The 23664-nt window shown below is 67.6% G+C and carries 23 protein-coding genes and 1 pseudogene; 3 read left to right on the top strand and 21 right to left on the bottom strand.

From position 1 onward, the window contains the following. Positions 1 to 103: 103 nt before the first annotated feature. The 5 genes and pseudogenes from L1066_RS04170 to L1066_RS04150 form a co-directional block, all read right to left on the bottom strand. The gene (locus L1066_RS04170; protein WP_235735108.1) at positions 104 to 1861 is read right to left on the bottom strand and encodes an ABC transporter substrate-binding protein; all 1758 of its coding nucleotides are present in this window, start codon (positions 1859 to 1861) and stop codon (positions 104 to 106) included. Positions 1862 to 1944: 83 nt separating this feature from the next. Next, positions 1945 to 2958, bottom strand: a complete 1014-nt coding sequence (locus L1066_RS04165; RefSeq protein ID WP_235735107.1) for an ABC transporter permease — start codon at positions 2956 to 2958, stop codon at positions 1945 to 1947. A gap of 295 nt (positions 2959 to 3253) precedes the next feature. Further along, positions 3254 to 5046: pseudogene (gene aspS / locus L1066_RS04160) on the bottom strand (aspartate--tRNA ligase). 82 nt (positions 5047 to 5128) lie between these two features. After that, on the bottom strand, positions 5129 to 6475 hold the full coding sequence (gene hisS / locus L1066_RS04155) for a histidine--tRNA ligase (RefSeq protein ID WP_235735106.1): 1347 nt from the start codon (positions 6473 to 6475) through the stop codon (positions 5129 to 5131). Further along, complete coding sequence (locus L1066_RS04150; RefSeq protein ID WP_235735105.1) at positions 6475 to 7185, bottom strand: MBL fold metallo-hydrolase; 711 nt, start codon at positions 7183 to 7185, stop codon at positions 6475 to 6477. Before L1066_RS04150 ends, hisS begins: the two co-directional genes overlap by 1 nt. A gap of 80 nt (positions 7186 to 7265) precedes the next feature. Here L1066_RS04150 and L1066_RS27485 point away from each other — a divergent pair, with 80 nt between their 5' ends. Together L1066_RS27485 and L1066_RS04145 are read left to right on the top strand one after the other, a co-directional pair. Beyond that, entirely contained in the window at positions 7266 to 7493 is a 228-nt protein-coding gene (locus L1066_RS27485; RefSeq protein ID WP_312006943.1) for a hypothetical protein, read from the top strand. Then, positions 7490 to 8500, top strand: coding sequence for a DUF349 domain-containing protein (locus L1066_RS04145; RefSeq protein ID WP_312006941.1), 1011 nt, complete (start codon positions 7490 to 7492; stop codon positions 8498 to 8500). Before L1066_RS27485 ends, L1066_RS04145 begins: the two co-directional genes overlap by 4 nt. Positions 8501 to 8605: 105 nt before the next feature. Here the strand turns inward: L1066_RS04145 and L1066_RS04140 are convergent, their stop codons facing one another. From L1066_RS04140 to pdxT, 9 genes are all read right to left on the bottom strand, one after another. Further along, positions 8606 to 10834 carry a RelA/SpoT family protein gene (locus L1066_RS04140; protein WP_283095277.1) on the bottom strand — a complete coding sequence of 743 codons (2229 nt, stop codon included), beginning with the start codon at positions 10832 to 10834 and terminating at the stop codon, positions 8606 to 8608. Between the two features lie 194 nt (positions 10835 to 11028). Next, positions 11029 to 12465, bottom strand: coding sequence for a glyceraldehyde-3-phosphate dehydrogenase (locus L1066_RS04135; RefSeq protein ID WP_312006983.1), 1437 nt, complete (start codon positions 12463 to 12465; stop codon positions 11029 to 11031). A 41-nt stretch (positions 12466 to 12506) separates the two neighbouring features. After that, complete coding sequence (locus tag L1066_RS04130; RefSeq protein ID WP_235735103.1) at positions 12507 to 13043, bottom strand: adenine phosphoribosyltransferase; 537 nt, start codon at positions 13041 to 13043, stop codon at positions 12507 to 12509. After that, on the bottom strand, positions 13040 to 13363 hold the full coding sequence (yajC, locus tag L1066_RS04125; RefSeq protein ID WP_235735102.1) for a preprotein translocase subunit YajC: 324 nt from the start codon (positions 13361 to 13363) through the stop codon (positions 13040 to 13042). The genes L1066_RS04130 and yajC overlap by 4 nt, the downstream gene beginning before the upstream one ends. 60 nt (positions 13364 to 13423) lie before the next feature. Further along, on the bottom strand, positions 13424 to 14485 hold the full coding sequence (gene ruvB, locus L1066_RS04120) for a Holliday junction branch migration DNA helicase RuvB (RefSeq protein WP_235735101.1): 1062 nt from the start codon (positions 14483 to 14485) through the stop codon (positions 13424 to 13426). Between the two features lie 4 nt (positions 14486 to 14489). Continuing rightward, positions 14490 to 15173 carry a Holliday junction branch migration protein RuvA gene (gene ruvA / locus L1066_RS04115; protein WP_312006937.1) on the bottom strand — a complete coding sequence of 228 codons (684 nt, stop codon included), beginning with the start codon at positions 15171 to 15173 and terminating at the stop codon, positions 14490 to 14492. After that, a complete protein-coding gene (gene ruvC, locus L1066_RS04110; protein WP_235735168.1) occupies positions 15088 to 15627 on the bottom strand; it encodes a crossover junction endodeoxyribonuclease RuvC in 540 nt (179 codons plus the stop codon). Before ruvC ends, ruvA begins: the two co-directional genes overlap by 86 nt. A 204-nt stretch (positions 15628 to 15831) precedes the next feature. Beyond that, the gene (locus L1066_RS04105; RefSeq protein ID WP_235735100.1) at positions 15832 to 16599 is read right to left on the bottom strand and encodes a YebC/PmpR family DNA-binding transcriptional regulator; all 768 of its coding nucleotides are present in this window, start codon (positions 16597 to 16599) and stop codon (positions 15832 to 15834) included. A gap of 16 nt (positions 16600 to 16615) precedes the next feature. Next, positions 16616 to 17251, bottom strand: a complete 636-nt coding sequence (gene pdxT / locus L1066_RS04100; RefSeq protein WP_235735099.1) for a pyridoxal 5'-phosphate synthase glutaminase subunit PdxT — start codon at positions 17249 to 17251, stop codon at positions 16616 to 16618. Positions 17252 to 17307: 56 nt separating this feature from the next. On the opposite strand from pdxT, the gene L1066_RS04095 reads away from it, so the two are divergent. Continuing rightward, positions 17308 to 18318 (top strand): NAD(P)H-dependent flavin oxidoreductase, encoded by a 1011-nt coding sequence (locus L1066_RS04095; protein ID WP_235735098.1) that lies wholly within the window; start codon positions 17308 to 17310, stop codon positions 18316 to 18318. Between the two features lie 23 nt (positions 18319 to 18341). Here the strand turns inward: L1066_RS04095 and L1066_RS04090 are convergent, their stop codons facing one another. The 7 genes from L1066_RS04090 to L1066_RS04060 form a co-directional block, all read right to left on the bottom strand. Further along, complete coding sequence (locus tag L1066_RS04090; RefSeq protein WP_235735097.1) at positions 18342 to 18755, bottom strand: hypothetical protein; 414 nt, start codon at positions 18753 to 18755, stop codon at positions 18342 to 18344. Positions 18756 to 18821: 66 nt separating this feature from the next. After that, the gene (locus L1066_RS04085) at positions 18822 to 19367 is read right to left on the bottom strand and encodes a DUF6891 domain-containing protein (RefSeq protein WP_235735096.1); all 546 of its coding nucleotides are present in this window, start codon (positions 19365 to 19367) and stop codon (positions 18822 to 18824) included. A gap of 63 nt (positions 19368 to 19430) precedes the next feature. After that, entirely contained in the window at positions 19431 to 20183 is a 753-nt protein-coding gene (locus L1066_RS04080; RefSeq protein ID WP_235735095.1) for a hypothetical protein, read from the bottom strand. After that, complete coding sequence (pdxS, locus tag L1066_RS04075) at positions 20180 to 21088, bottom strand: pyridoxal 5'-phosphate synthase lyase subunit PdxS (RefSeq protein WP_235735094.1); 909 nt, start codon at positions 21086 to 21088, stop codon at positions 20180 to 20182. The genes L1066_RS04080 and pdxS overlap by 4 nt, the downstream gene beginning before the upstream one ends. A gap of 121 nt (positions 21089 to 21209) precedes the next feature. Further along, positions 21210 to 21830 carry a phosphatidylinositol phosphate synthase gene (gene pgsA / locus L1066_RS04070; RefSeq protein WP_235735093.1) on the bottom strand — a complete coding sequence of 207 codons (621 nt, stop codon included), beginning with the start codon at positions 21828 to 21830 and terminating at the stop codon, positions 21210 to 21212. 56 nt (positions 21831 to 21886) lie between these two features. Further along, entirely contained in the window at positions 21887 to 23128 is a 1242-nt protein-coding gene (locus L1066_RS04065; RefSeq protein WP_376707641.1) for an arginine deiminase, read from the bottom strand. Continuing rightward, entirely contained in the window at positions 23128 to 23664 is a 537-nt protein-coding gene (locus L1066_RS04060; protein WP_235735091.1) for an HIT family protein, read from the bottom strand. The genes L1066_RS04065 and L1066_RS04060 overlap by 1 nt, the downstream gene beginning before the upstream one ends.

The raw sequence follows: 23664 nt of genomic DNA, 5'->3' as shown, positions 1-23664 counted from the left end.
CGGCATGACGGGAGGGTGGACAGCGTTGATCTGCCCGGGACGGTGCCGGGCACCCGCACACGGCGGGCGCCCGGCACCACAGGTGTTTCAGGCGCTCAGCGGGTCACTTCGTGACGCCGAGGAGGCCGACCTCCGGGTATCCGTTGGACGCCGGTGTCGTGGTGAAGCCGGTGACCTTGGAGCCGTAGAGCCAGTTGAACTTGGTGAACTCCAGCGGGATGTAGGCGTAGTCCTCACCCAGCTTGGTGTCGATCTCCTGGAGGACAGCCACCTGGGAGTCGACATCTGCAGCGTTGGCAGCGTCGTCGAACAGCGCGTTGATCTCGTCGTTCTCGTAGCAGCCGTAGTCGTTGCCGCAGGTGGTGCTGGAGAAGTTGGGCCGGCTGTCGAAGAGCGGCGGGAGCACCGTCATCATCGAGGGCCAGTCAGCGCCCCAACCGGCCCACATGACGTCGCTGTCCTTGTCGGGCTGAGCGATCACGTCGTAGTAGGTGTCACCCTGACCGTCGAGCGTCACGTCGAAGCCGGCTTCGTTCCAGCCCTGCTGGATGATCGCCATCGCCTTGTCGGCGGTGGGCGTCTTCGGGTACGAGAGCTTGATCTTCACCGGGGTCGACACGCCAGCGTCCTCGAGGATCTGCTTGGCAGCAGCGGGGTCGCCGTCGTTGTCGTTGTCCTCGGAGAAGGCCGGGTTGTCCTGGTGGCCAGCAGTTCCCGGGTTGACGATCGTCTCGGCAGCGACCGCAGCGGTGTCGCCACCGAGCGCCTTGACGTAGTCGTTGAGCGGGAGGCCCACCGCCAGGGCCTTGCGGATCTCGCGGTCGCCGAGCGTCTTGGCGTTCATCACCAAGTAGGACGAGTAGGGCGAGATCACGTTGAGGTAGCGGTCCTTGACCGGACCGGTCACCTTCGGCAGCTGGCTGGGAGCCACGCGAGCCGTCAGCGAGACCGCCGTCTGGTCAGCAGGCGCGTCCTGGATCAGTCGGTCGTTGAAGAGCTCGCCGGCCGTGTCGGACGGGTTGACCTGCCAGTTCACCTGGTCAGGAAGAGCCAACCGGAGCTGCTCGTAGTTCGGGTCCGACTCGGTCGTGTACTGGTCGTTGCGAACCAGGGTCGCGCCCTTGTTCTTCTCCCACTTACCGCTCTCGATCTTGTAAGGACCGTTGGAGAGCACCTTCCACTTGGACTTGTCGCCCTCGTCGAACGACTTCTTGTAGGGGTCCGCCATCATGAGCGAGGCGATCGCCTGCGGGAAGTCGGCCCACGGCTTGTTGAAGTGGAACGTGATGGTCTTGCCGTCACAGCTGACTGCCTCGTCGAAGGCCTCCTGCTGTGCCGGGGTGGCCTTGTAGGGACCGGGGTAGTCCTCCACGTCGACATAGTTGAGCATGTAGTTGGGGCCGCCGATGATCACGTCGTTGGCGAACGCGCGGCTGGTGCCGTACTGCACGTCCTCACACGTGATGTCGGAGCCGTCCTCCCACTTCACGCCGTCGCGCAGAGTGAACTTCCAGACCTTGCCGCCCTCCTCCGAGGTTCCGGCGTCGGTGGCGAGGTCGGCAACCGGGACGGTGCCTTCCTCGGGGTCCTCGGACATGTTGAACGAGACCAGGCCGCGGTAGAGAGTGCGTCGCCAAGCGGCGAGCTGCACACCGTAGTAGATGCGGTTGGGGTCCGAGCTCTCGAACGCCTGGTGCTGGAGCAAGGTCAGCGTGCCACCGGCTTCGCCGGGCTCGTTGCCGGCATTGCCGCCGTTGCCGCCGCCTCCATTGCCGTCCGAGTCCCCACCGCACGCGGCGAGGGACACTGCGAGGACAGCGGTCGCTCCGAGCGCGACCATCCTCTTCAGTCTGTTACCCATGGGTTCCTCCTTCTCGTGCGGCACTGCGTGCGGCACCTCCGTCGACGCGGTGTCGACAAAGTATTTTTTCGGGCTTCTGCTGTCTAACGATCACTCTTGGGGTCCAAGGCATCTCTGAGGCCATCACCGAGCAGGTTGAACGAGACCACGATCGCGGCGATCATCACTGCCGGGACGAAGAAGAAGAGCGGCACGGTGTCGGCATAGCTCAACGCACCGTTGAGCACGTTGCCCAGCGTCGGGGTCGGCGCCTTGATGCCGACATTCAGGTAGGCCAGCGCGGCCTCCGCGGAGACGTACGCCGGCATCATCAAGGTGAACGTGACCAGGATCGGTGCCCACAGGTTGGGCAGGATCTCGCGGAAGTAGATGCGCGCCTTCGACGCACCCATCATGTTGGCGGCATGCACGAACTCGAGCTCGCGCATCGAGAGGACCTGACCGCGGACGATTCGGGCGATGCTGGTCCAGCCGAAGGCTCCGAGAACGATCACCACGTAGACGGCGGCTGTCACGTTGCCGTCGGGGGTGTGCAGATAGGTCTGCACCAAGATCATGCCCGTGCTGGCCAGCGCCAGCAGCATGAGCGTCTGGGGGAAGGCGAGTGTCAGGTCGATGATCCTGCCCACGATGGCGTCGACCCAGCCACCGGCGGCCCCGGAGACGATGCCGAGGACCACGCCCACGACCATCGAGACGACCGTTGCGGAGAGCGCGATGAGCAACGAGAAGGTGGTTCCGTACCAAACCCGCGCGAGCGTGTCACGACCGATGCCTGGCTCGATCCCCAACCAGTGGTCTCCACTCATCCCGCCCCACTTGCCGATCGGGAGGCCGAACGCGTCCACCAGGTCGGAGTCCGCATGCAGCGGGTCGATCCAGCCGAACTTGACGGCCAGGGGCCCGGTCAGCGCCAGCAGGATGAAGAAGACCACGAAACCTGCGGAGACCATCGTCAGCTTGTCCTTGAGCAGGCGGCCCATCGCCAACTGCATCGGCGACTTGCTGGTGACAGGGGCGCCCGGCTCCTCGGGGGCTCCGGAGGTGGACGCCGGGTCTGCGAGCCCGCCGTCCTGCAGCCCAATCGGGTTGGCCATTGCCACCTCGTCCTGTCTCGTTCATACGGCAGCCCAAGGCCTTGAGCCCCGAGCACGAGTGGGACTTTACGACTCGATAGGCAGCGAACCGGTCACTCGTAAGTAACGATCCGGCCACGACAGGGAACTGTGGGGAACATTGCAACCAGTTCGTCACCTGTTTGGGCCCTCGAAACGTCGCTTCGCCGGGCGACGGTACGACGAAGCCGCCGCAGCTTCCCGGCCGCGGCGGCCTGTCGTCGTACGTCGAGTGGTGGCGCCCGGCCTAGTCAACTGGCCGATGCGTCCGCCGGGATCACGCGTCTTCGGACCCCTTCACCTCCGGCTTCGCGTCCACGCCGGCCTCCTTGCGCTGCTCGGGCGTGATCGGGGCCGGGGCCTCGGTCAGCGGGTCGAAGCCGCCACCCGACTTCGGGAAGGCGATGACGTCGCGGATCGAGTCGGCGCCGGAGAGGATCGCGACGATGCGGTCCATGCCCACCGCGATGCCGCCGTGCGGCGGGGCGCCGTACTTGAACGCCTCCAGCAGGAAGCCGAACTTCTCCTCGGCCTCGTCCGCACCGATCCCCATCACCTCGAAGACCCGCTTCTGCACGTCTTCACGGTGGATCCGGATGGAGCCGCCGCCGAGCTCGCTGCCGTTGCAGACGATGTCGTAGGCGAAGGCGAGCGCGGCACCCGGGTCGGCCTCGAAGTTGTCGAGGAACTCCGGCTTGGGGCTGGTGAAGGCGTGATGCACCGCGGTCCAGGCGCCAGCACCGACGGCGACGTCACCGCTGGCGACGGCCTCGTCGGCGGGCTCGAAGAGGGGCGCGTCGACCACCCAGGTGAACGCGAAGGCGCTCTCGTCGATCAGCTCACAGCGGCGGCCGATCTCGAGCCGGGCGGCACCCAGCAGGGCACGCGACGACTTCGGGGCACCGGCCGCGAAGAAGATGCAGTCGCCGGGGTCGGCACCGGTGTGGGCGGCCAGTCCGGCCAGCTCGGTCTCGCTGAGGTTCTTGGCCACCGGCCCGCCGAGGGTGCCGTCCTCCCCACGGTCACGTAGGCAAGTCCCTTGGCGCCACGCTGCTTGGCCCACTCCTGCCAGGCGTCGAACTGACGGCGCGGCTGGCTGGCGCCACCGGGCATCACCACGGCGCCGACGTACGGAGCCTGGAAGACCCGGAAGCCGGTGCCCGAGAAGTAGTCGGTGCACTCGACCAGCTCGTAGCCCATCCGCAGGTCGGGCTTGTCGGAGCCGTAGCGCTTCATCGCCTCGGCGTAGGTCATCCGCGGGATCGGGCGCGGGATCTCGTGACCCTCGAGCGCCCAGATCTGCGCGAGTACCTCCTCCATGAGGGCAATGACGTCTTCCTGGTCGACGAAGCTCATCTCGATGTCGAGCTGGGTGAACTCCGGCTGCCGGTCGGCACGGAAGTCTTCGTCGCGGTAGCAGCGTGCGATCTGGTAGTAGCGCTCCAGGCCGCCGACCATGAGCAGTTGCTTGAAGAGCTGCGGGCTCTGCGGCAAGGCGTACCAGCTGCCCGGGTGCAGGCGGGCGGGCACCAGGAAGTCGCGGGCGCCCTCGGGGGTGGAGCGGGTGAGAGTCGGGGTCTCCACCTCCACGAAGTCGTGGCGGTCGAGCACGTCGCGCGCCGCCTTGTTGATCTTGGAGCGCAGTCGGATGATCCGGCTCGGCTCGCTACGACGCAGGTCGAGATAGCGGTACTTCAGCCGGGTCTCCTCACCGACCTCACCACCCTTCGAAGCCGCGGCGTCGTCGATCGGGAACGGCAGCGGGGCAGCGGTGCTCAGCACCTCGATGGAGGACGCGACGACCTCGACCTCGCCGGTGGCAAGGTTGGGGTTCACGTTGTCGGCCGTGCGGGCGACGACCTCACCGGTGACCTTCAGGCAGTACTCGTTGCGCAGGCTGTGAGCGACCTCCTCGTCGCGGACGACGACCTGGACGACGCCGCTGGCCTCACGGAGGTCGAGGAAGGCGACACCGCCGTGATCGCGCCGCCGGCCCACCCACCCGGCGAGGGTGACGGTCTGGCCGACGTGCTCGGCGCGCAGGGCGCCGGCGTCATGGGTGCGGATCACAGTGGTTGCTCCTCGATGTGGCTGTGCTGGTGGGATGCCGACCCAGGTCGGCGGGTGGTACGTCGGGCGGCTGGGCCGTCGACTAATTCTCGGCTGCGCCCACGGTCGGGCTCAAATCCTTTGCCGGTGGGGCCCACGTGGCCGGGTCGGCCTCGGTCTGCTCACCGCTTCGGATGTCCTTGACCTGGTGGGTGCCATCGGCCTGGGCGAACCAGACCCACGGGATGCCCCGCCGCTCGGCGGCGCGGATCTGCTTGCCGAACTTCGCCGCGGTGGGAGCGACCTCGCAGGGCACTCCGGATCGCCGCAGCTGCTGGGCGATCTCCTCCGCCTGCGAGCGCGACTCCTCGTCGTTGAGTGCCACGAGCACAGCGCTGGGCACACTGCGATCGGCCGACAGGGCTCCCTTGGCCAGCAGCGGTGCCAGCACCCGGCTCAGTCCGAGCGAGATCCCGACGCCCGGATAGGTCGTGCGCCCGTCGGAGGCGAGCGCGTCGTAGCGGCCGCCGGAGCAGATGGAACCCAGCGACTCGTGACCGTCCAATCGGGTCTCGAAGACAGTGCCGGTGTAGTAGTCCAGACCACGAGCGATCTTGAGGTCGGCCTCGATGCGCACCCGGTCACTGGTCAGCGGGGCGCAGGCGCGCACCAGGGCAGCCAGTTCGTCGAGCCCTTCGGTGAGCAACTCGTGCTCGACGCCCAGCGCCGCGACCTGCTCCACGAACGAGTCATCAGCGGTGCAGATGCGTGACAGCGCCAGGCAACGGTCGGCCTGCTCAGCCGAGATGCCAGCCTCGTCGCGGAGCAGCGCGTGCACCTTCTCCTCAGGAAGCTTGTCGAGCTTGTCGATGAGGCGCATCACCTCCTCGATACCCGCAGCATCGATGCCGAGCCCTTGGTAGAAGCCCTGGATCAGCTTGCGGTTGTTGACCTGCAGCCGGAAGCCGGGCAGGAAGTCGAGTCCGGCGAGGGCCTCGAGCATCACCCGGGTGACCTCAACGTCGTGGTGGAAGGGCAGCACGTCGCGACCGACGATGTCGATGTCGGCCTGGGCGAACTCACGGTAGCGCCCCTCCTGCGGCCGTTCACCACGCCAGACCTTCTGGATCTGGTAGCGGCGGAAGGGGAACTCCAGCTTGCCGGCGTTCTCCAACACGTAGCGCGCGAACGGCACGGTCAGGTCGAAGTGCAGCCCAAGCCCCGCGTGGCCCTCGGCCGACTCCTCGTGCAGGCGACGAAGCAGGTAGACCTCCTTGGAGGTGTCACCCTTGCGCAGCAGCTGGTCGAGAGGTTCGACGGCTCGGGTCTCGATGTTGGCGAAGCCGTGCAGCTCGAAGGTACGGCTCAACGACTCGATGGCTTGGCGCTCGACCATGCGCTGGGCCGGAAGGAACTCGGGAAAGCCGCTGAGCGGCGCGATCTTGGCCATCACAACCCCCGGGTGACCTGATCGGCGCCACCGTTGCGCTGGATGTCCAGCAGGTAGGGATTGGTGGCGCGCTCACGGCCGATGGAGGTCTGGTTGCCGTGCCCGGGCAACACCACGATGTCGTCAGGCAGCGTCAGCACCTTGTCTGCGAGGCTGCGCAGGATCGTGGGATGGTCACCACCCGGCAGGTCCGTGCGTCCGATGGAACCCTCGAAGAGCAGGTCACCGGAGAACATCACCTCGGAGATGTCGTCGCGCGCGTACGGCGACCGGAAGGTCACCGAGCCCTGCGTGTGGCCCGGCGTGTGGTCGACCACGAAACGCAGGCCCGCAAGCTCGAGCTCAGCGGCGTCCGAGAGCTCCTGCACGTCGTCGGGCTCGGCCCATTCGTAGTCGCCGCCCAGCAGCATCTGCGTGGACTCACGACTCATGCCGGCCATCGGGTCGGTGAGCAGGTGCCGATCGCTGGGATGGATCCAGGCAGTCGCGTCGTAGGTGCCCGCGACCGGTGCGACACACCACATGTGATCGATGTGACCGTGGGTCACCAGCACCGCGACAGGCTTCAGACTGTGTTCACGCACGACCTCGTCGACGCCCGCTGCGGCGTCCTTGCCCGGGTCGATGACGACACATTCGTTGCCTGCTCCGGTGGAGACGACATAACAGTTGGTTCCCCACGGACCGGCGGGGAATCCGGCGATGAACAAGAGAAACCTCTCCTCGCACGAACACTCTGACCGGTAGAGCCTACCGACCCTCGAGCCCGACATGACTACGATGGTCGACCATGAGCGCTCAGCATGAGTCCGAGTGGGGCCGAGTGGCCGAGGACGGCACCGTCTTCGTCCGCACCGCAGACGGCGAAAGGGCCGTCGGCCAGTACCCCGAAGGGACCCCCGAGGAGGCCTTGGCCTTCTACAAGAACCGTTTCGAAGCCCTTGAGTTCGAGGTCAACCTGCTCGCCCAGCGCGTGGCCGGAGGCGCCCTCTCCCCGAGGAAGCCGCCGAGTCCGTGAAGGGCGTCAAGGAGCAGGTCGTCGACGCCCACGCCGTGGGCGACCTGGCCGGCCTGGTGGCCCGCCTCGATGCGCTGGCCCCGGTCATCGCCCAGCAGCGCGAAGCCCGCAAGGCCGAGCGTGCGCAGCGACAGTCCGAGTCGCGCGAGCGCAAGGAGGCGATCGTCGCCGAGGCCGAGAAGCTCGCCGAGTCCAACGACTGGCGCAACGGGGCCAACCGCCTCCGCGACCTGCTCGAGGAGTGGAAGGGCCTGCCTCGGCTCGACCGATCCAGCGACGACGCGTTGTGGCGTCGTTTCTCCACCGCGCGTACCGGCTACACCCGTCGCCGCAAGTCCCACTTCGCCGAGCAGGCCGAGCGTCGTGAGGGTGCCCGCGCCATCAAGGAGAAGCTGGCCACCCAGGCCGAGGCCCTGGCCGACTCCACCGAATGGGGCCCGACCGCCGGCAGGTTCCGCGACCTGATGCGGGACTGGAAGGCCGCCGGTCCGGCGCCGCGCGACGTCGATGACGCCCTGTGGAAGCGCTTCCGCGGAGCCCAGGACGCATTCTTCGCCGCCCGCGACGAGGCCAACGCCGCGCTCGACGCCGAGTTCGAGGCCAACGCGCTGGTCAAGGACCAGCTCCTGGTCGAGGCGGAGGCACTGCTGCCCGTCACCGACCTCGACGCCGCCAAGCGTGCCTTTCGTGAGATCTCTGACCGCTGGGATGCCGCAGGCAAGGTGCCTCGTGCCCGGATGAAGGACCTCGAGGGTCGGATCCGCAAGGTGGAGCAGGCCATCCGCAACGTCGAGGACGAGCAGTGGCGCCGCAGCGACCCGGAGAAGAGCGCGCGCGCCGACGACATGATCGGCAAGCTCGAGGCCGCCATCGACAAGCTCAAGTCCGACATCGAGAAGGCCCGCGCCGCCGGTGATCAAGGAAAGGTCAAGAAGCTCGAGGACGACCTGACGTCTCGTCAGGCCTTCCTCGACATGGCCCGCAAGGCTGCCGCCGACTTCTCCTGACCCGCGAACCCTCAGTTGGAACACGCGAACCCTCACTCACGTGCACGTGAGTGAGGGTTCGCGCGTTCTGACTGACAGTTCGCGCGTTCTGAGTGAAGGTTCGCGCTACTGGGTGATGCGGTAGGCGTCGAAGACGCCGGGCACGTTGCGTACGGCGCGCAGCACGGTGTCGAGGTGCTTGGCGTCGGCCATCTCGAAGGAGAACCGGCTCTTGGCCACCCGGTCACGACTGGTGTTGAGCGTGGCACTGAGGATGTTGACGTGCACGTCGCTGAGTGCGAGCGTGATGTCGGTGAGCAGCCTGGCCCGGTCGAGTGCCTCCACCTGGATGTTGACCAGGAAGGTCGCCTTCGCATCGGCGGCCCATTCGACCTCGACCAGCTTCTCCGGCTGGGTCTTCAGCTCCGCGGCATTGGTGCAGTCGGTCCGGTGCACCGACACGCCGCCACCCTTGGTGACGAAGCCGAGGATGTCGTCCGGGGGCACCGGCGTGCAGCACTTGGCGAGCTTCACCCACAGGCCGTCGGCGCCCTTGACCTCCACCCCCGCGTCGTCGCCGCTCCCCAGCCGGTTGCGATTGCGCCGCCCCGATGTGACGGCCGCGGCCAGGTCCTCGTCGACCGCCTGCGGACCGCCGTGGTGGTCGACGACCCGCTTCACGACGGACTGGGCGCTGATGTTGCCCTCGCCGACGGCCGCGTAGAGCGCCGTCACGTCGGTGAGCTTGAGCTCCTGCGCGACCTCGGTGAGCGATTCGTGCGACATCAGGCGCTTGAGCGGCATGCCCTCCTTGCGGAGCAGCTTGGCGATCTGGTCCTTGCCCTGCTCGGTCGCTTCCTCGCGGCGCTCCTTGGTGAACCACTGACGGATCTTGGAACGGGCCCGCGGCGACTTGACGAAGCCGAGCCAGTCGCGGGACGGCCCGGCGTTGGGAGCCTTGGAGGTGAAGACCTCCACCACGTCCCCGTTCTCCAACGTCGACTCCAGCGGCACCAGACGGCCGTTGACCCGGGCACCGATGGTGTGGTGGCCGACCTCGGTGTGCACGGCGTAGGCGAAGTCGACCGACGTGCTGCCGGTGGGCAGCGCGATCACGTCGCCGCGCGGAGTGAAGACGTAGACCTCGGCACGGTTGATCTCGAAACGGAGTGAGTCGAGGAACTCTCCCGGGTCCTCCATCTCGTTCTGCCAGTCGAGGAGGCGGCGTACCCAGGCCATGTCATCGCCGTCACCCAACCGCTCGGTGTCGACGCCGTTGCGGCCGTCCTCCTTGTACTTCCAGTGGGCCGCCACGCCGTACTCGGCGCGACGGTGCATCGCATAGGTGCGGATCTGCATCTCCACGGGCTTGCCCGACGGCCCGATCACCGTGGTGTGCAGCGACTGGTACATGTTGAACTTGGGCATCGCGATGTAGTCCTTGAACCGACCGCGCACCGGGTTCCACCGGGCGTGCACGACACCGAGGGCGGTGTAGCACTCCCGGTCCTCGTCGACGAGGATCCGCAGACCCACCAGGTCATAGATGTCGGAGAACTCCCGTCCCCCGACGATCATCTTCTGATAGATCGAGTAGTAGTGCTTCGGACGACCCGTCACCGACGCCTTGAGCTTCGACGCCTTGAGGTCCTGCTCGACCTGGGCGATGACCTCGGCCAGGAACTTGTCGCGCGACGGCGCCTGCTCGGCAACCATCCGCACGATCTCGTCATAGATCTTCGGGTGCAAGGTCGCGAAGGCGAGATCCTCGAGCTCCCACTTCACCGTGTTCATGCCGAGTCGGTGGGCCAGTGGCGCATAGATGTCGAGGGTCTCGCGTGCCTTGCGCTCCTGCGTCTCCTGCTTGACGTAGCGCAGCGTGCGCATGTTGTGCAGCCGGTCGGCGAGCTTGATCACCAGCACCCGGATGTCGCGCGACATCGCGACGATCATCTTGCGGATCGTCTCGGCCTGCGCCGAATCGCCGTACTGCACCTTGTCGAGCTTGGTCACACCGTCGACCAGCTGCGCCACCTCTTCGCCGAACTCGGTGGTGAGCTGCGCGAGGGTGTAGTCGGTGTCCTCCACCGTGTCGTGGAGCAGTGCGGCCACCAGCGTCGGTTCGGTCATGCCGATCTCGGCCAGGATCGTGGTGACGGCCAGAGGGTGGGTGATGTAGGGGTCGCCGCTCTTGCGCATCTGCGTGGCGTGCAGCCGCTCGGCCGTCACATAGGCACGCTCCAGGAGCGCCAGATCTGCCTTCGGGTGGTTGGCCTTGACGGCCCGGAAGAGCGGCTCCAGCACCGGGTTGCCGGACTGCGGACGAGCACCGATGCGCGCCAGGCGAGCCCGCATGCGCCGCGCCGAATGGGCGCCCAGCGGCTCCGGACTACGCGGTGTTTCCGATTGCTCGTCGGCCATTGCCACAGTCTAGGGCCGACCCGTCCGCACGGACGTACGGCGGCCCGCAAGTGCCGGCGTACCCGTGCGGAGAAGCAGCGCAGCCCGGCACTCACCGGTGTGGTGAGTGCCGGGCTGCGGCTGCTGCGTCAGTTCTTGGGAAAGAGCGGGTACTCCACGCCGGTGATGTGCTGCACGACGCGCACCACCTGGCAGGAGTAGCCGAACTCGTTGTCGTACCACAGGTAGACGATCGCTGACTTGTCGTTGACGATCAGCGCATTGGCGTCGACGATGCTCGCGTGACGCGAGCCGACGAAGTCGGTCGACACGGCGTCGTTGGAGGTCGTGAAGTCGATCTGGCGCTTCATCGGCGAGTGCAACGAGACCTCGCGGAGGTACTTCGCGAGATCCTCGCGAGTGGTGCCGTTCTCGAGTTCGAGGTTGAGGATCGCCATCGACACGTCGGGCGTGGGCACCCGGATCGCCGAGCCGGAGATGTGGGCCTCGAGCTCGGGCAACGCCTTGGCGATGGCCGATGCGGCACCGGTCTCGGTGAGCACCATGTTGAGCGGAGCCGAGCGACCACGGCGGTTTCCCTTGTGGAAGTTGTCCAGCAGGTTCTGGTCGTTGGTGAAGGAGTGGACCGTCTCGACGTGCCCCCGAACGATCCCGTACTCGTCGTTGATCGCCTTGAGCGGCGGCACGATCGCGTTGGTGGTGCAGCTGGCGCAGGAGATGATGTTGTCGTCGGCCGACACCGTCTCGTGGTTGACACCGTGAACGATGTTCTTGACGTCACCCTTGCCCGGTGCGGTCAGCACGACCTTGGCGATGCCCGGACGCAGGTGCGTCGACAGTCCCTCGCGGTCGCGCCACCTGCCGGTGTTGTCGATCAGGATCGCGTCCTTGATGCCGTAGTCGGTGTAGTCCACCTCGGACGGGTCGTTGGAGTAGATGACCTTGATCGCGTTGCCGTTGGCGCAGATCACGTTCTCGTCGGTGTCGATGTGGATCGACCCGTTGAACTGGCCGTGGATCGAGTCGCGACGCAGCAGGGAGGCGCGCTTCATCAGGTCGTCCTCGGAACCCTTGCGGACCACGACCGCGCGCAAACGGAGCCCGTTGCCAGAACCGGCCTTCTCGACGAGCAGTCGGGCGAGGAGGCGGCCGATCCGGCCGAAACCGTAGAGCACCACGTCGGTGGGGCCCTCACGGGTGACCTTGTGTTCACCGGTGGCGCCGGCGACGGCGTCCTTGGTGAACTCCTCGATGGAGAGTCCCCGGTCGTCCTGCGCGTAGGCAATGGCGAGCTGGCCGATGTCGATGCGCGACGGGCCGAGATCGAGCTCGGCGAGGACCTTGAGGATCGGGAAGGTGTCCTCGATCGCCAGTCCGCGCTCCTCGATCTGCCGCACGTAGCGGTGCGTCTTGAGGATGCTGATGACCGATTTGTTCACCAGCGACCGGCTGTGCACCAGAATCGTGACATCACGCTCTCGGTAGAGGCGGCCGATCACGGGGATCATCGCTTCGGCCAGGGCCTCCCGGCGCTGCCAGATTTCAAAGTGGTCCGACGTCGACACGTTGACTTTTCCTACCTCGAGTTGTGTGTGGTTGGGGCGACTCACACCCGGAGCATGGAAAGCAGCGGGGTGTCCCCCACGGCCTCCCGCCCGGGCAGGAAAGTGAGTTCGATGAGTACGGCGACGGCGTGCGAGATGCCGCCGCACCGGTCGATGAGTTCCTTGGTGGCGGCGATGGTGCCGCCCGTGGCGAGCACGTCGTCGATCAGCAGGACGCGATCCCCGGGAGCCAGCGCGTCTGCGTGGAGCTCCAGGGTGGCCTCGCCGTACTCCAGCGAGTAGGAGACGGCGTGGCACGCGCGCGGCAGCTTGCCGGCCTTGCGCACCGGAGCGAACCCCACCCCGAGGGCCAGGGCGACCGGTGCCGCGAGGATGAAGCCACGGGCCTCCATGCCGACGACCTTGTCGACGACGACGTTGCCGGCGTCGTCGCGACCGGCAGCAGCCAGTGCGTCGATCGCCTGCGTGAAGGCGGCGTGATCGCCGAGCAACGGAGTGATGTCCTTGAACAGCACGCCGGGCTCGGGGTAGTCACGGACGTCCTTGACCAGGTCCGTCCAGACAGGGGTGGCGGTCACCGATCCCCGTCCGGGTCGAAGGACTCGGTCTCGGTGGCTTCCTCGACCGGGCGCGGCCGAGCGTCCTTGGCCAGTCCGGCGATCGCCGGGCGGATCGCCGTCACCTCGACGCCGGGGGCGATCTCGAGGAAGACGAGGTTGTCCTCGAAGCGGCGGATGGTCCCGAAGAGACCGCTCTGGAGCAGCACCTCGTCACCCACCGAGAGGCCGCCCTGCATCTCGCGCATCGCCTTCTGGCGCCGCTGCGCCGGGCGGATCATGAGCAGGTAGAAGATCGCGAAGATCGCGACGATGGGAAGCAGTGAAACCAATTCACCCATGGTGGGGAGGACCTCGCAGGTCGTGTTGAGGGCAGAACAGCAACCGAGTCTATCCTCAGATCAGTCACCGAAGAGCATGGCGTCCGCCACGTCTCCCTTCGGCGGGGTGAGGCCGAGGTGCTCCCACGCCAGTCGGGTGGCCACCCGACCCCGCGGCGTACGGGCCAAGAAGCCGTTGCGCACCAGGAAGGGCTCGGCGACCTCCTCCACGGTCTCGCGCTCCTCCCCCACGGCGACGGCGAGCGTGGAGAGCCCGACCGGACCGCCGGCGAACCGCTTGCAGAGTGCTTCGAGCACACCGCGGTCGAGGCGGTCGAGGCCAGAGGCGTCGACCTCGAACATGTCGAGCGCGCGCTGGGCGATGTCGAGGGTCACCACGCCATCAGCCCGGACCTGGGCGTAGTCACGGACCCGGCGCAGCAGCCGGTTGGCGATGCGGGGTGTGCCTCGGGACCGGATCGCGATCTCACGACTGCCCTCGTCGGTGAGCTCCACCTGCAGGAGGCCGGAGCTGCGGTGCACGATGAGGTCGAGTTCGTCGGGCTCGTAGAACTCGAGGTGGCCCGTGAACCCGAAACGGTCACGCAGCGGCCCCGGCAGCAGGCCGGCCCGGGTGGTGGCCCCCACCAGCGTGAACGGCGGCAGCTCGAGCGGGATGGAGGTGGCGCCCGGGCCCTTGCCGATGATCACGTCGACGCGGAAGTCCTCCATGGCCATGTAGAGCATCTCCTCGGCCGCGCGGGACATGCGGTGGATCTCGTCGACGAAGAGCACGTCGCCCTCGTTGAGGCCCGAGAGGATCGAGGCCAGGTCTCCGGCGTGGGTGATGGCCGGCCCACTGGTCAGACGCAGCGGCACGCTCATCTCGGCGGCGATGATCATCGCCAACGTCGTCTTCCCGAGCCCCGGTGGCCCGGAGAGCAGCACGTGGTCGGGTGTACGTTGCCGCGCCTTGGCCGCATCGAGCACCAGGCCGAGCTGGTCACGGACCCGTTGCTGACCGACGACCTCGTCGAGCGTGCGCGGACGCAGCGCTGCCTCGGCCGCCCGTTCCGCGCCCTCGGCGTCGGCGCTGGTGAGCCGAGCGAGGTGCTCGCTCTCCGCGGTCTCGAAGGGGTCCATCGGCTCAGCCCTTCCTCAGCGCCTGCAGCGCGGCCCGGAGCAGGGCCGGGACGTCGGGGTCGTCGCCCGCCTGGTCGGCCACCACATCGACCGCCTTCTCGGCCTCCTTGGTCGACCAGCCGAGACCGACGAGGCCCTGATGGACCTGCTCGCGCCAGGCCTGAACGGACCCCGGTGCAGGGAGCCGGTCGGGGCCGGTGACAGCGACCGCTCCGATGCGGTCCTTGAGCTCGAGGATGATCCGCTGAGCGCCCTTCTGGCCGATGCCGGGCACCTTGGTGAGCGTCTTGGGGTCGTCTCCGGCGATCGCCCGACGCAGGTCGTCGGGGCGGAAGACCGCGAGCATCGACTGAGCGACCTTGGGGCCGACCCCACTGGCAGTCTGCAGCAGCTCGAAGCACAGGCGTTCATCGTCGTCAAGGAAACCGAAGAGGGTCAGCGAGTCCTCGCGCACCACCATGGAGGTGGCCACCCGAGCGGTCTCGCCGACGCGCAGCGTGGAGAGGGTGTGTGGCGAGCAGAGGAGGTTGAGGCCGACTCCCCGACCTCCACGACCGCCTCGTTGAGACCGACGGCCGCAACGGCGCCTCGGACGAAGGCGATCATCGGCGTGCTCCCACGTTGCGTCGTACGCCGCCTGCTTGCGCGAGGCGCGCGGCCTCGGCCAGGCGGTTCTGGGCTCCCCCACGCCAGACGTGGGTGATGGCGAGTGCGAGGGCGTCGGCGGCATCGGCCGGCTTGGGCATCGCGGACAACCCCAGGATCCGGGTCACCATGGCACCGACCTGCGCCTTGTCGGCCCGGCCGTTGCCGGAGACTGCCGCCTTGACCTCACTGGGGGTGTGCAGCGCGACCGGCAGGCCGCGGCGGGCGGCGCAGACCATGGCGATGCCGGCTGCCTGGGCGGTGCCCATCACGGTGCTGACGTCGGAACGGGCAAAGATCCGTTCCACGGCGACGGCATCGGGCTGGTACTCGTCGAGCCAGGCATCGATGCCCTTCTCGATGGTGACGAGTCGCGTGGCGACCTCGACCTGGGCCGAAGTGCGGATGACGTTGACGTCGATCATCTTCAACTGCCTGCCCACGGAACCCTCGACGATCCCCACACCGCACCGGGTCAACCCGGGATCGATCCCCATGACGCGCACGCGTCCACCTCCCAGACGAATCCGAACACCTGTTCGCAACGTCCAAACTAACAACCCCCACCGACGGGCGCTGCCGCGACACGCGAGGTCGCACCTCTTGCGGCGGCTGGACACGTCCCGGGCCCACCTCTCAGGCGCCAGCGCAGGCACTGTGCTCTGTCTGGCCGCGCAAGACGTGCGGCCTCCTCAGGGAGGTCAGTCCTCTTCGAGCTGGGCGAGGACGTCGTCGGGGACGTCCACGTTGGTGAAGACGTTCTGGACGTCGTCAAGATCCTCGAGCGCATCGACGAGCTTCATGACCTTGGTGGCGCCTTCGGCGTCGACCGGGATCTCCAGGGAGGGCACGAACTGCACCTCCGCCGAGTCGTAGTCGATCTCGGCGGCCTGGAGCGCCTTGCGCACCTCGACCACATCGGTGGCCTCGGAGAGCACCTCGAAGACCTCACCATGGTCGTTGACGTCTTCGGCACCGGCGTCGAGGGTGGCCTCGAGGACGTCGTCCTCGCTCACCTCACGGCTCTCCTGGGCCTTGGTGAGCTCGATGACGCCCTTGCGGGTGAAGAGGCGCGAGACCGATCCCGGATCCGCCATGGTGCCGCCGTTGCGGGTGACCGCCGTGCGGACCTCCATGGCAGCGCGGTTCTTGTTGTCGGTCAGGCACTCGACGAGGAAGGCCACGCCCTGCGGGCCGTAGACCTCGTACTGGATCGTCAGGTAGTCGGCGCCGCCGGCGTCGGCGCCGGAGCCGCGCTTGACCGCGCGGTCGATGTTGTCGTTGGGCACCGACGACTTCTTGGCCTTCTGGATGGCGTCGAAGAGCGTGGGGTTGCCTGCCGGGTCACCTCCGCCCGTGCGGGCGGCCACCTCGATGTTCTTGATCAGCTTCGCGAACATCTTGCCGCGCTTGGCATCGATCGCGGCCTTCTTGTGCTTCGTGGTCGCCCACTTGGAGTGCCCAGACATGACGTCCCTCTTCCAGTCAGTTGCGGTGCGGGCCCGGAACCTCAGCCTCGGCGGCAACGACCATGTCGACGAACAGCCGGTGCAGCCACGGATCGTCGCCGATCTCAGGGTGGAAGGACGTCGCCATGCGCCGTCCCTGCCGGACCGCCACGATCCTACCCACGGCGGCACCGTATGCCGGGTCCGCCCCGACTCGCGCAAGGACTTCGACCTCGGGCCCGGCCTCCTCGACCCACGGCGCACGGATGAAGACGGCGGGCACTGGTTGGGGCACACCGGCCACGTCCAGCACGGTCTCGAAGGAGTCGACCTGCCGCCCGAAGGCGTTGCGGCGTACGGTCACGTCGAGGCCGCCGAAGGTCTCCTGGTCGCTGGCGGCATCCACGATCCGGTCGGCCAGCATGATCATGCCCGCGCAGGTGCCGAAGACCGGCAGTCCCTCGGCGATGCGCCTGCGGATCGGTTCGGCCAGTCCGAAGGTGCGTGCGAGCTTCCACATCGTCGTGGACTCTCCGCCCGGAATGATCAGCCCGTCACAGCGCTCGAGCTCCTCGAGGCGACGGACTCCGAACGTCTCGACGCCGAGCGACTGCAGGGCCTGCAGGTGCTCACGGACGTCACCTTGCAGGGCAAAGACTCCGATGCTGGTCATGGCCGGATCGTAGGGCTCCTCGTCGGCCCTGACCGCTTCGGTCCTACTCTCGGGACATGACGTTCCTCGATCGTCGCGTGCCTGTCCTCGCCGCGCCCATGGCAGGCGCCAGTACGCCGGAGCTCGCCGCCGCGGTCAGCAATGCGGGTGGTCTGGGCTTCCTCGCCGCCGGGTATCTCTCCGTCGAGGCGATGGCGGCCGAGGTGAGCGCCTATCGTGAGCAGACCTCGGCGCCGGTGGCGATCAACCTCTTCACCCCACAGACCGACCGAACCACCGAGCTGTCCTCGCAGATCTCGCGGCACCGCGAGGCCCTGGTGGCGACGGCGGCCCGCCACGGCACCGAGCCGGGTGCGTCACGCTTCGACGAGGACGCGTTCACGGAGAAGGTCGCCTGGCTGCGTGAGCATCCCGTCGACGTGGTCACCTTCACCTTCGGGCCGGTCCCGCCCGAGGTGGTGAGTGACCTGCAGGCCGTGGGCACGCTCGTCGGCTTCACCGTGACCTCCCACCAGGAGGGTCGGGCGGCTGTCGCACTCGGAGCGGACCTGCTGGTGGCGCAAGGCGTGGGTGCCGGAGGTCACCGCGGCACCTGGCACGTCTCCGACCGTCCCAACGGTGCGGACACCGACGAGGTGCTCACCGACGTGCTCGGACTCGGACTGCCCGTCATCGCGACCGGCGGCGTCGCGGGTCCGGACGACGTCCGCGCCCTGCTCGACACCGGCGCGGTGGCGGTCGCAGTCGGCACGCTCTTCCTCGCCGCTGACGAGAGCAAGGCGGCTCCGGCCCATGTCGCGGCGCTGACCGACGAGCCGCCCCGCGAGGCACTGGTCACCCGGGCCTTCAGCGGCCGCTGGGCCCGCGCCCTGGCCAACGACTTCACGCGCGCCCATGACGCGACCGCAGTTGCGGCGTACCCGAACCTCCACCACCTGTCGCGTCCGATCCGCACGGCGGCGGCACGGCTTGGCGATCCGGAAGCACTTGCCCTTTGGGCTGGGTCCGGTCACCAGCGTGCAGTGACCGGGCCGGCCACCGAGATCGTGAACCGGCTGGCCCCCTGACCGACGGTCCGTCGCTGTGCGGTTCACGCCGCAGCCGATCCGCCAGTCAGCTCGACCACCGAGTCAGGCGTCGCCAGGAACAATCCGGCGAGCCGTCGTCCCAGGTGCAGGCGGAGGAACGCACCCCACTCTGCATCGTGCTCGGACGGCTTTGCGGGCCCGAGGCGTCCGCGGGCCGCGACCACGTGTGCATCTTCATCCTCGATCATTGCGACAAGGTGAGCGAAGAAGGTGCTTACGTCCTCGGAAGGGGCGTCGTCGCCCATCTCGGAGATCACGATCGGTTGGACCAGGCGGCGATCACTGTCGAGCAACAGCAGGGCCAAGCAGCCCTCGAGTCTCTCCGCTTCTCCCACGAAGAGGTCCACCACGTCCGGCAGCAGATCACGGGTGAGCGAGTGGTCGCTCCAGTCCTGGGGCAGGTCTTGAAAGGTCATGCCATGGAGGGTGCCCGAATCATCCGACAGCTGCAGAAGTTATCCACAGCCGGACTCCTGGCCCCGTCAGAGCCGGCGTCGCCAGTGCGCGGAGACCTCAATGCGGCCCTCGTCGAAGTGACCCGTCATCCCGTGGCGCTCGAGGATCTCCAGGGTGTCGGCGAGGAGCTCGTCGCCCGGCGCCGCGTTGGCCGTGTCGGCATGCCAGAGGTTGAGCTCCAGCATGCCCTCGTCGATCGCGTGCCAGACGTCGGGCTGGGTGAACCAGACGACTCCACGCAGCTGCTCGCCGACCCGGTCCAGCTCGGCCTTTGCGGTCCAGTGGTCGGGTACTCCCTGGAGCACCCGCACCGCGCGCGACTCGAGCTCGGCGAACGCCTCCTGCAGCGCATCGTCGTCAGTACGAGCCGGCCACGACTGCTGCTCGAGGAGCAGGTCTTCTCGGGCAGCAGCGAGCCATTCGTCGGCCACCGCGAAGGCATCGGAGACCTTGAGGTCGCGGGCGATCGCGTCGCCCAACTCGCGGCGCGTCTCCTCGGGCGCCGTCAGCCCCGCCCGTAGGAGGAGTCGCGCCAGGTCGCGCAACTCGTCCGCCGCCGTACGCCGACTCATGACGCGAGAGCGACAGTGCGGCGCAGCGTGGACATGCCGTCACAGTAGTCGAGTCGCTCCGCATCACAGGTAGGGCGCTCCGTCGGGCGCCTCACAGGTACCGAACCAGAAGATGCGTCGATCGCCGCAGCCGATCGACACGGATTCTCCCTGGTTGTAGACCTGCAGCGTCACGAAGTAGCGACCTTTGAGCGGTTGTGAGGCCGTCTCCTGCACTCGCGATCCGACCGCCTCGGGAAGACGGCAGGATTCGTATTCGTCCACCGGCTCTCCCGCCGTGTCGACCCACGTGAGGTCGACCACGTTCCACGTGCCATCCGCAGCTTCGTGTGCCGTGCTCATCTCGTCGACGAGTGACACCTCGCAGCCGTCGTCGAGGCTGTTCGGACTGGTCTTCGTCAGCAAACCTGCTCGTTCCGGGCCCCGACTCCCCCGGGGCAGTGCGTAGACGTGGTGGACCGCGATGCTGCAGTTCTGGAGTTGGCCGACGACAGTCGTCGGGCCGTCCCCGTCGCTCAACTTATCCCGCACAGAACACCGGACCTCAGACCAAGCCCTGAGCGGCTCATCGAGGCCACCACCCCACTCGGCGACGAGGCCGTCAACCACCTCGAGCACCGGCTCCCGGTTCTCGTCGATCCGCTCGACCAAGGCACGCGCGCTCGCCTTGCCGTCGTGCCTGGAGTTCCAACCCAGGCCGATGTCCAGCAGCACGATACCGAGGATGGCCGCCAACACTCCGACCACGACCTTGGCCGCTCGTCGGAACCATCGGGGTGTCTGCTGCTCCTCGTGCGTTGGTCCCAGTGGGTTCACCAGCCGCGTTCGGCAAACTGGATCGAACGAGCTGGCTCATCGACGTTGATGCCGACCATGGCCTCGCCGAGGCCGCGGGAGACCTTGGCCACCACGTCGGGGTCGTCGTGGAACGTGGTGGCCTTGACGATCGCCTCGGCCCGCTGAGCCGGGTTGCCGGACTTGAAGATGCCGGAGCCCACGAAGACGCCCTCGGCGCCGAGCTGCATCATCATCGCGGCGTCCGCCGGGGTGGCGATGCCACCGGCGGTGAAGAGCACGACGGGAAGCTTGCCCGTGGTCGCGACCTCCTTGACCAGCTCGTAGGGCGCCTGCAGCTCCTTGGCGGCGACGTAGAGCTCGTCACCCTCGAGGGCTGCGAGACGGCGCATCTCTCCGCGAATGGTGCGCATGTGGGTGACGGCGTTGGACACGTCACCGGTGCCGGCCTCGCCCTTGGAGCGGATCATCGCTGCGCCCTCGGTGATCCGGCGCAGTGCCTCGCCCAGATTCGTGGCTCCGCACACGAACGGGACCGTGAAGGCCCACTTGTCGATGTGGTTGGCGTAGTCGGCCGGGGTGAGCACCTCGGACTCGTCGATGTAGTCGACACCGAGGCTCTGCAGCACCTGCGCCTCGGCGAAGTGACCGATGCGGGCCTTGGCCATCACCGGGATCGAGACGGCCTCGATGATGCCGTCGATCATGTCCGGGTCGCTCATCCGGGAGACGCCACCCTGGGCGCGGATGTCGGCGGGCACCCGCTCCAGGGCCATCACGGCGACAGCCCCGGCGTCCTCGGCGATCTTCGCCTGGTCAGGGGTGACCACGTCCATGATCACACCACCCTTGAGCATCTCTGCCATGCCGCGCTTCACCGCGGAGGTCCCGGTCGCAGCGGTGCCGTTCGTCTGAGTCTCAGCCATGACGCCATCGTAGGCCTCGGCGTGGGCTCACACGACACCGTCCACGGGACGGATCAAGGGGCTTTCGGTGCCTCTCATGGTGTAGGCCGGGAACCCTACTGAGGTACCCCGGACGGATGGGTCAGTTGCCGGCCTCGGCCTCGGCGTAGGCCTGCTTGCGCACGACCCAGATGCGTTGGACCACGGTGATGGTGCTGGCCAACGCCAGCGCCCACAGGGTGACCTCCATGAGGATCGGCAGGTCGAAGATCGCGCCGAGACCGGTCATCACCAGGATCGAGACGAGACGGTCGGAACGTTCGGCGATGCCGACCTTTGCGTCGTACCCCAGGCCCTCGGCCTTGGAGCGGGCGTAGGAGGTGACCGCGCCCATGACCAGGCAGACGAGGGAGAGCCACATGTAGAGCTCGCTGTCACCGGGGCCGGCGAAGTAGAGCAGCAGCCCACCGAAGATGGCCCCGTCACCGATCCGGTCGAGCGTGGAGTCGAGGAAGGCGCCGAACTTGTTGGTCTTGCCGGTGGTCCGCGCCATGTGACCGTCGATCAGGTCGCTGAAGACGAACGCGGTGATCACCAGGACACCGGTCAGCAGCTTCCCCTGGGGGAAGAAGATCAGCGCACCGGCACACACGCCGATCGTGCCGACGAGCGTCACGGCGTCGGCGCTGATCCCCAGACGGATGAACAAATGGGCGATGGGCGACAGCAGGCGCGTCCAGAACGCGCGGAATCTCTCCAACATGGCAGGAGCAGGTTACCGGCAGGTCCACCCGGTGCGGCCAATCGGCGTCGCAGGCATCACCAGTCGACCGGGTCCCGCAGCAGCGGACAGGTCATGCAGTGACCACCGCCGCGCCCGCGTCCGAGCTCGGCGCCGACGATGGTGAGCACCTCGACCCCTGCCTCGGTGAGGAGATCGTTGGTGTGGGTGTTGCGGTCATAGGCCACCACGACCCCCGGCTCGAGAGCGACCACGTTGTTGCCGGAGTCCCACTGCTGGCGCTCGCTGGCATAGACGTCGCCTCCGGTCTCGATCACCCGGATCGAGTCGAGTCCCAAGGCGGCGGCCACCACGGTCATGAAGGGCTCCCGTTCCGCCGTGACGTGGACGCCCCCGTTGCTCCCGGGGCGCAGCGTGAAGGGTGCGACGGTGTCGACGACATCGCGATAGGCGGTCACCACGTCACGGTCGGCGAAGGTCAACACGGTGTCGAGGTGCATCGTGGCCCTCATCCTGGGCATGCCCGCGACGACGACCCGATCGGCCGCTCCCGCCTCGAACAACCGGGCCGCGACCTGGGTGATCGCCTGCCGGGTGGTGCGCTCACTCATCCCGATGAGGGTCACGCCGTTGCCGAGCGGCATCACGTCGCCGCCCTCGAGGGTCGCCGGCCCCCACGACCGCTCCGGGTCGCCCCACCACACCGGGATGTCCGCACCGGCGAAGTCAGGATGGAACGTGTAGAGCGCCTTGTAGAGCAACGTCTCGTCGTGGCGAGCAGGCCAGTGCAGCGGATTGAGGGTGACGCCGTCGCCGATCCAGCAGGTCGTGTCCCGCGTGTAGAGCATGTTGGGCAGCGGCGGCAGCAGGTATTCGTGCACCCCTCGCGAGCCACGGGCGAGAGCGAGGTAGTCGGTGCGGTGCTCCTCGGGCAGGTCGGCCACGGCGAGTCCACCCACGAGGTAGCGGGCGACGTCCTCGTCCGACAACGCTTCGAGGAAGGCTCGGGTGTCGTCGACGAGGCCCAGGCCCACCTGGTTGGCGTTCACCTTGCGATCGAGCAACCAGTCCTTGGCACCGGGGATGCCGAGCGTCCGGGTGAGGAGCTCGTGGAACTCGAGCACCTCGATGCCGCGTCCGGTCATGAGCGCCATGAAGTCGGCATGGTCGCGTTGGGCGTTCTGCACCCACATGACGTCGTCGAAGAGCAGGTCGTCACAGTTCGACGGAGTGAGCCTCGCGTGAGCCAGGCCCGGCGCGCAGACGAGCACCTTCCGCAGGGTTCCCACCTCGGAGTGCACGCCGTACGCCGGACTGATCATTCGTGGACGGCTCCGGGCCCGTCCCAGGCCCGCGCGAGCAAGTCACGCGTGTCGCCCAGCAGCTGCGGCACCGTCTTCACACCGCTGGTCACGGTGATGAAGTTGGCGTCACCCGTCCAGCGCGGCACCACGTGCTGGTGCAGGTGTTCCGAGAGCGAACCACCCGCTGCGCGCCCCAGGTTGATGCCGATGTTGAAGGCATGCGGGTTGCTGACCGAGCGAATCGTGCGGACCGCCGCCTGCGTGAGGGCCATCAACTCGTCGGACTCGTCCTTGGAGAGCTCGTCGAGACCGGCCACGTGCCGATAGGGCAGCACCATCAGGTGACCCGGGTTGTAGGGGTGCAGGTTGAGCACGCCGTAGGTGTGCTCTCCGCGCGCCACCACCAGGCCCTCAGCAGAAGGCCCGTCCGGGATCGAGCAGAAGGGACACTCGTGCGCCCCGTCGCTCTCCCGGATGTAGGCCATCCGGTGGGGAGTCCAGATCCGCTCCAGACCGTCGGGCTCGCCCACTCCGTGCTGCCGTTCGACCAT

This window comes from Nocardioides alcanivorans, from assembly GCF_021555175.1.
In the GTDB taxonomy this organism is placed as follows: Bacteria; Actinomycetota; Actinomycetes; order Propionibacteriales; family Nocardioidaceae; genus Nocardioides; species Nocardioides alcanivorans.
The sequence above is the reverse complement of the archived record's forward strand: the minus strand, read 5'-3'. Positions and strand labels throughout refer to the sequence as shown.

What these genes read in the sequence shown, in the direction of transcription:
- L1066_RS04170 (WP_235735108.1), bottom strand. Translation starts at nt 1,861, where the DNA reads ATGGGTAACAGACTGAAGAGGATGGTCGCGCTCGGAGCGACCGCTGTC.
- L1066_RS04165 (WP_235735107.1), bottom strand. Translation starts at nt 2,958, where the DNA reads ATGGCCAACCCGATTGGGCTGCAGGACGGCGGGCTCGCAGACCCGGCG.
- hisS (WP_235735106.1), bottom strand. Translation starts at nt 6,475, where the DNA reads ATGGCCAAGATCGCGCCGCTCAGCGGCTTTCCCGAGTTCCTTCCGGCC.
- L1066_RS04085 (WP_235735096.1), bottom strand. Translation starts at nt 19,367, where the DNA reads ATGAGTCGGCGTACGGCGGCGGACGAGTTGCGCGACCTGGCGCGACTC.
- L1066_RS04105 (WP_235735100.1), bottom strand. Translation starts at nt 16,599, where the DNA reads ATGTCTGGGCACTCCAAGTGGGCGACCACGAAGCACAAGAAGGCCGCG.
- pgsA (WP_235735093.1), bottom strand. Translation starts at nt 21,830, where the DNA reads ATGTTGGAGAGATTCCGCGCGTTCTGGACGCGCCTGCTGTCGCCCATC.
- ruvC (WP_235735168.1), bottom strand. Translation starts at nt 15,627, where the DNA reads ATGGGGATCGATCCCGGGTTGACCCGGTGCGGTGTGGGGATCGTCGAG.
- L1066_RS04140 (WP_283095277.1), bottom strand. Translation starts at nt 10,834, where the DNA reads ATGCGGGCTCGCCTGGCGCGCATCGGTGCTCGTCCGCAGTCCGGCAAC.
- L1066_RS04090 (WP_235735097.1), bottom strand. Translation starts at nt 18,755, where the DNA reads ATGACCTTTCAAGACCTGCCCCAGGACTGGAGCGACCACTCGCTCACC.
- pdxS (WP_235735094.1), bottom strand. Translation starts at nt 21,088, where the DNA reads ATGGCTGAGACTCAGACGAACGGCACCGCTGCGACCGGGACCTCCGCG.
- ruvB (WP_235735101.1), bottom strand. Translation starts at nt 14,485, where the DNA reads ATGGACCCCTTCGAGACCGCGGAGAGCGAGCACCTCGCTCGGCTCACC.
- pdxT (WP_235735099.1), bottom strand. Translation starts at nt 17,251, where the DNA reads ATGACCAGCATCGGAGTCTTTGCCCTGCAAGGTGACGTCCGTGAGCAC.
- L1066_RS04095 (WP_235735098.1), top strand. Translation starts at nt 17,308, where the DNA reads ATGACGTTCCTCGATCGTCGCGTGCCTGTCCTCGCCGCGCCCATGGCA.
- L1066_RS04060 (WP_235735091.1), bottom strand. Translation starts at nt 23,664, where the DNA reads ATGGTCGAACGGCAGCACGGAGTGGGCGAGCCCGACGGTCTGGAGCGG.
- L1066_RS27485 (WP_312006943.1), top strand. Translation starts at nt 7,266, where the DNA reads ATGAGCGCTCAGCATGAGTCCGAGTGGGGCCGAGTGGCCGAGGACGGC.
- yajC (WP_235735102.1), bottom strand. Translation starts at nt 13,363, where the DNA reads ATGGGTGAATTGGTTTCACTGCTTCCCATCGTCGCGATCTTCGCGATC.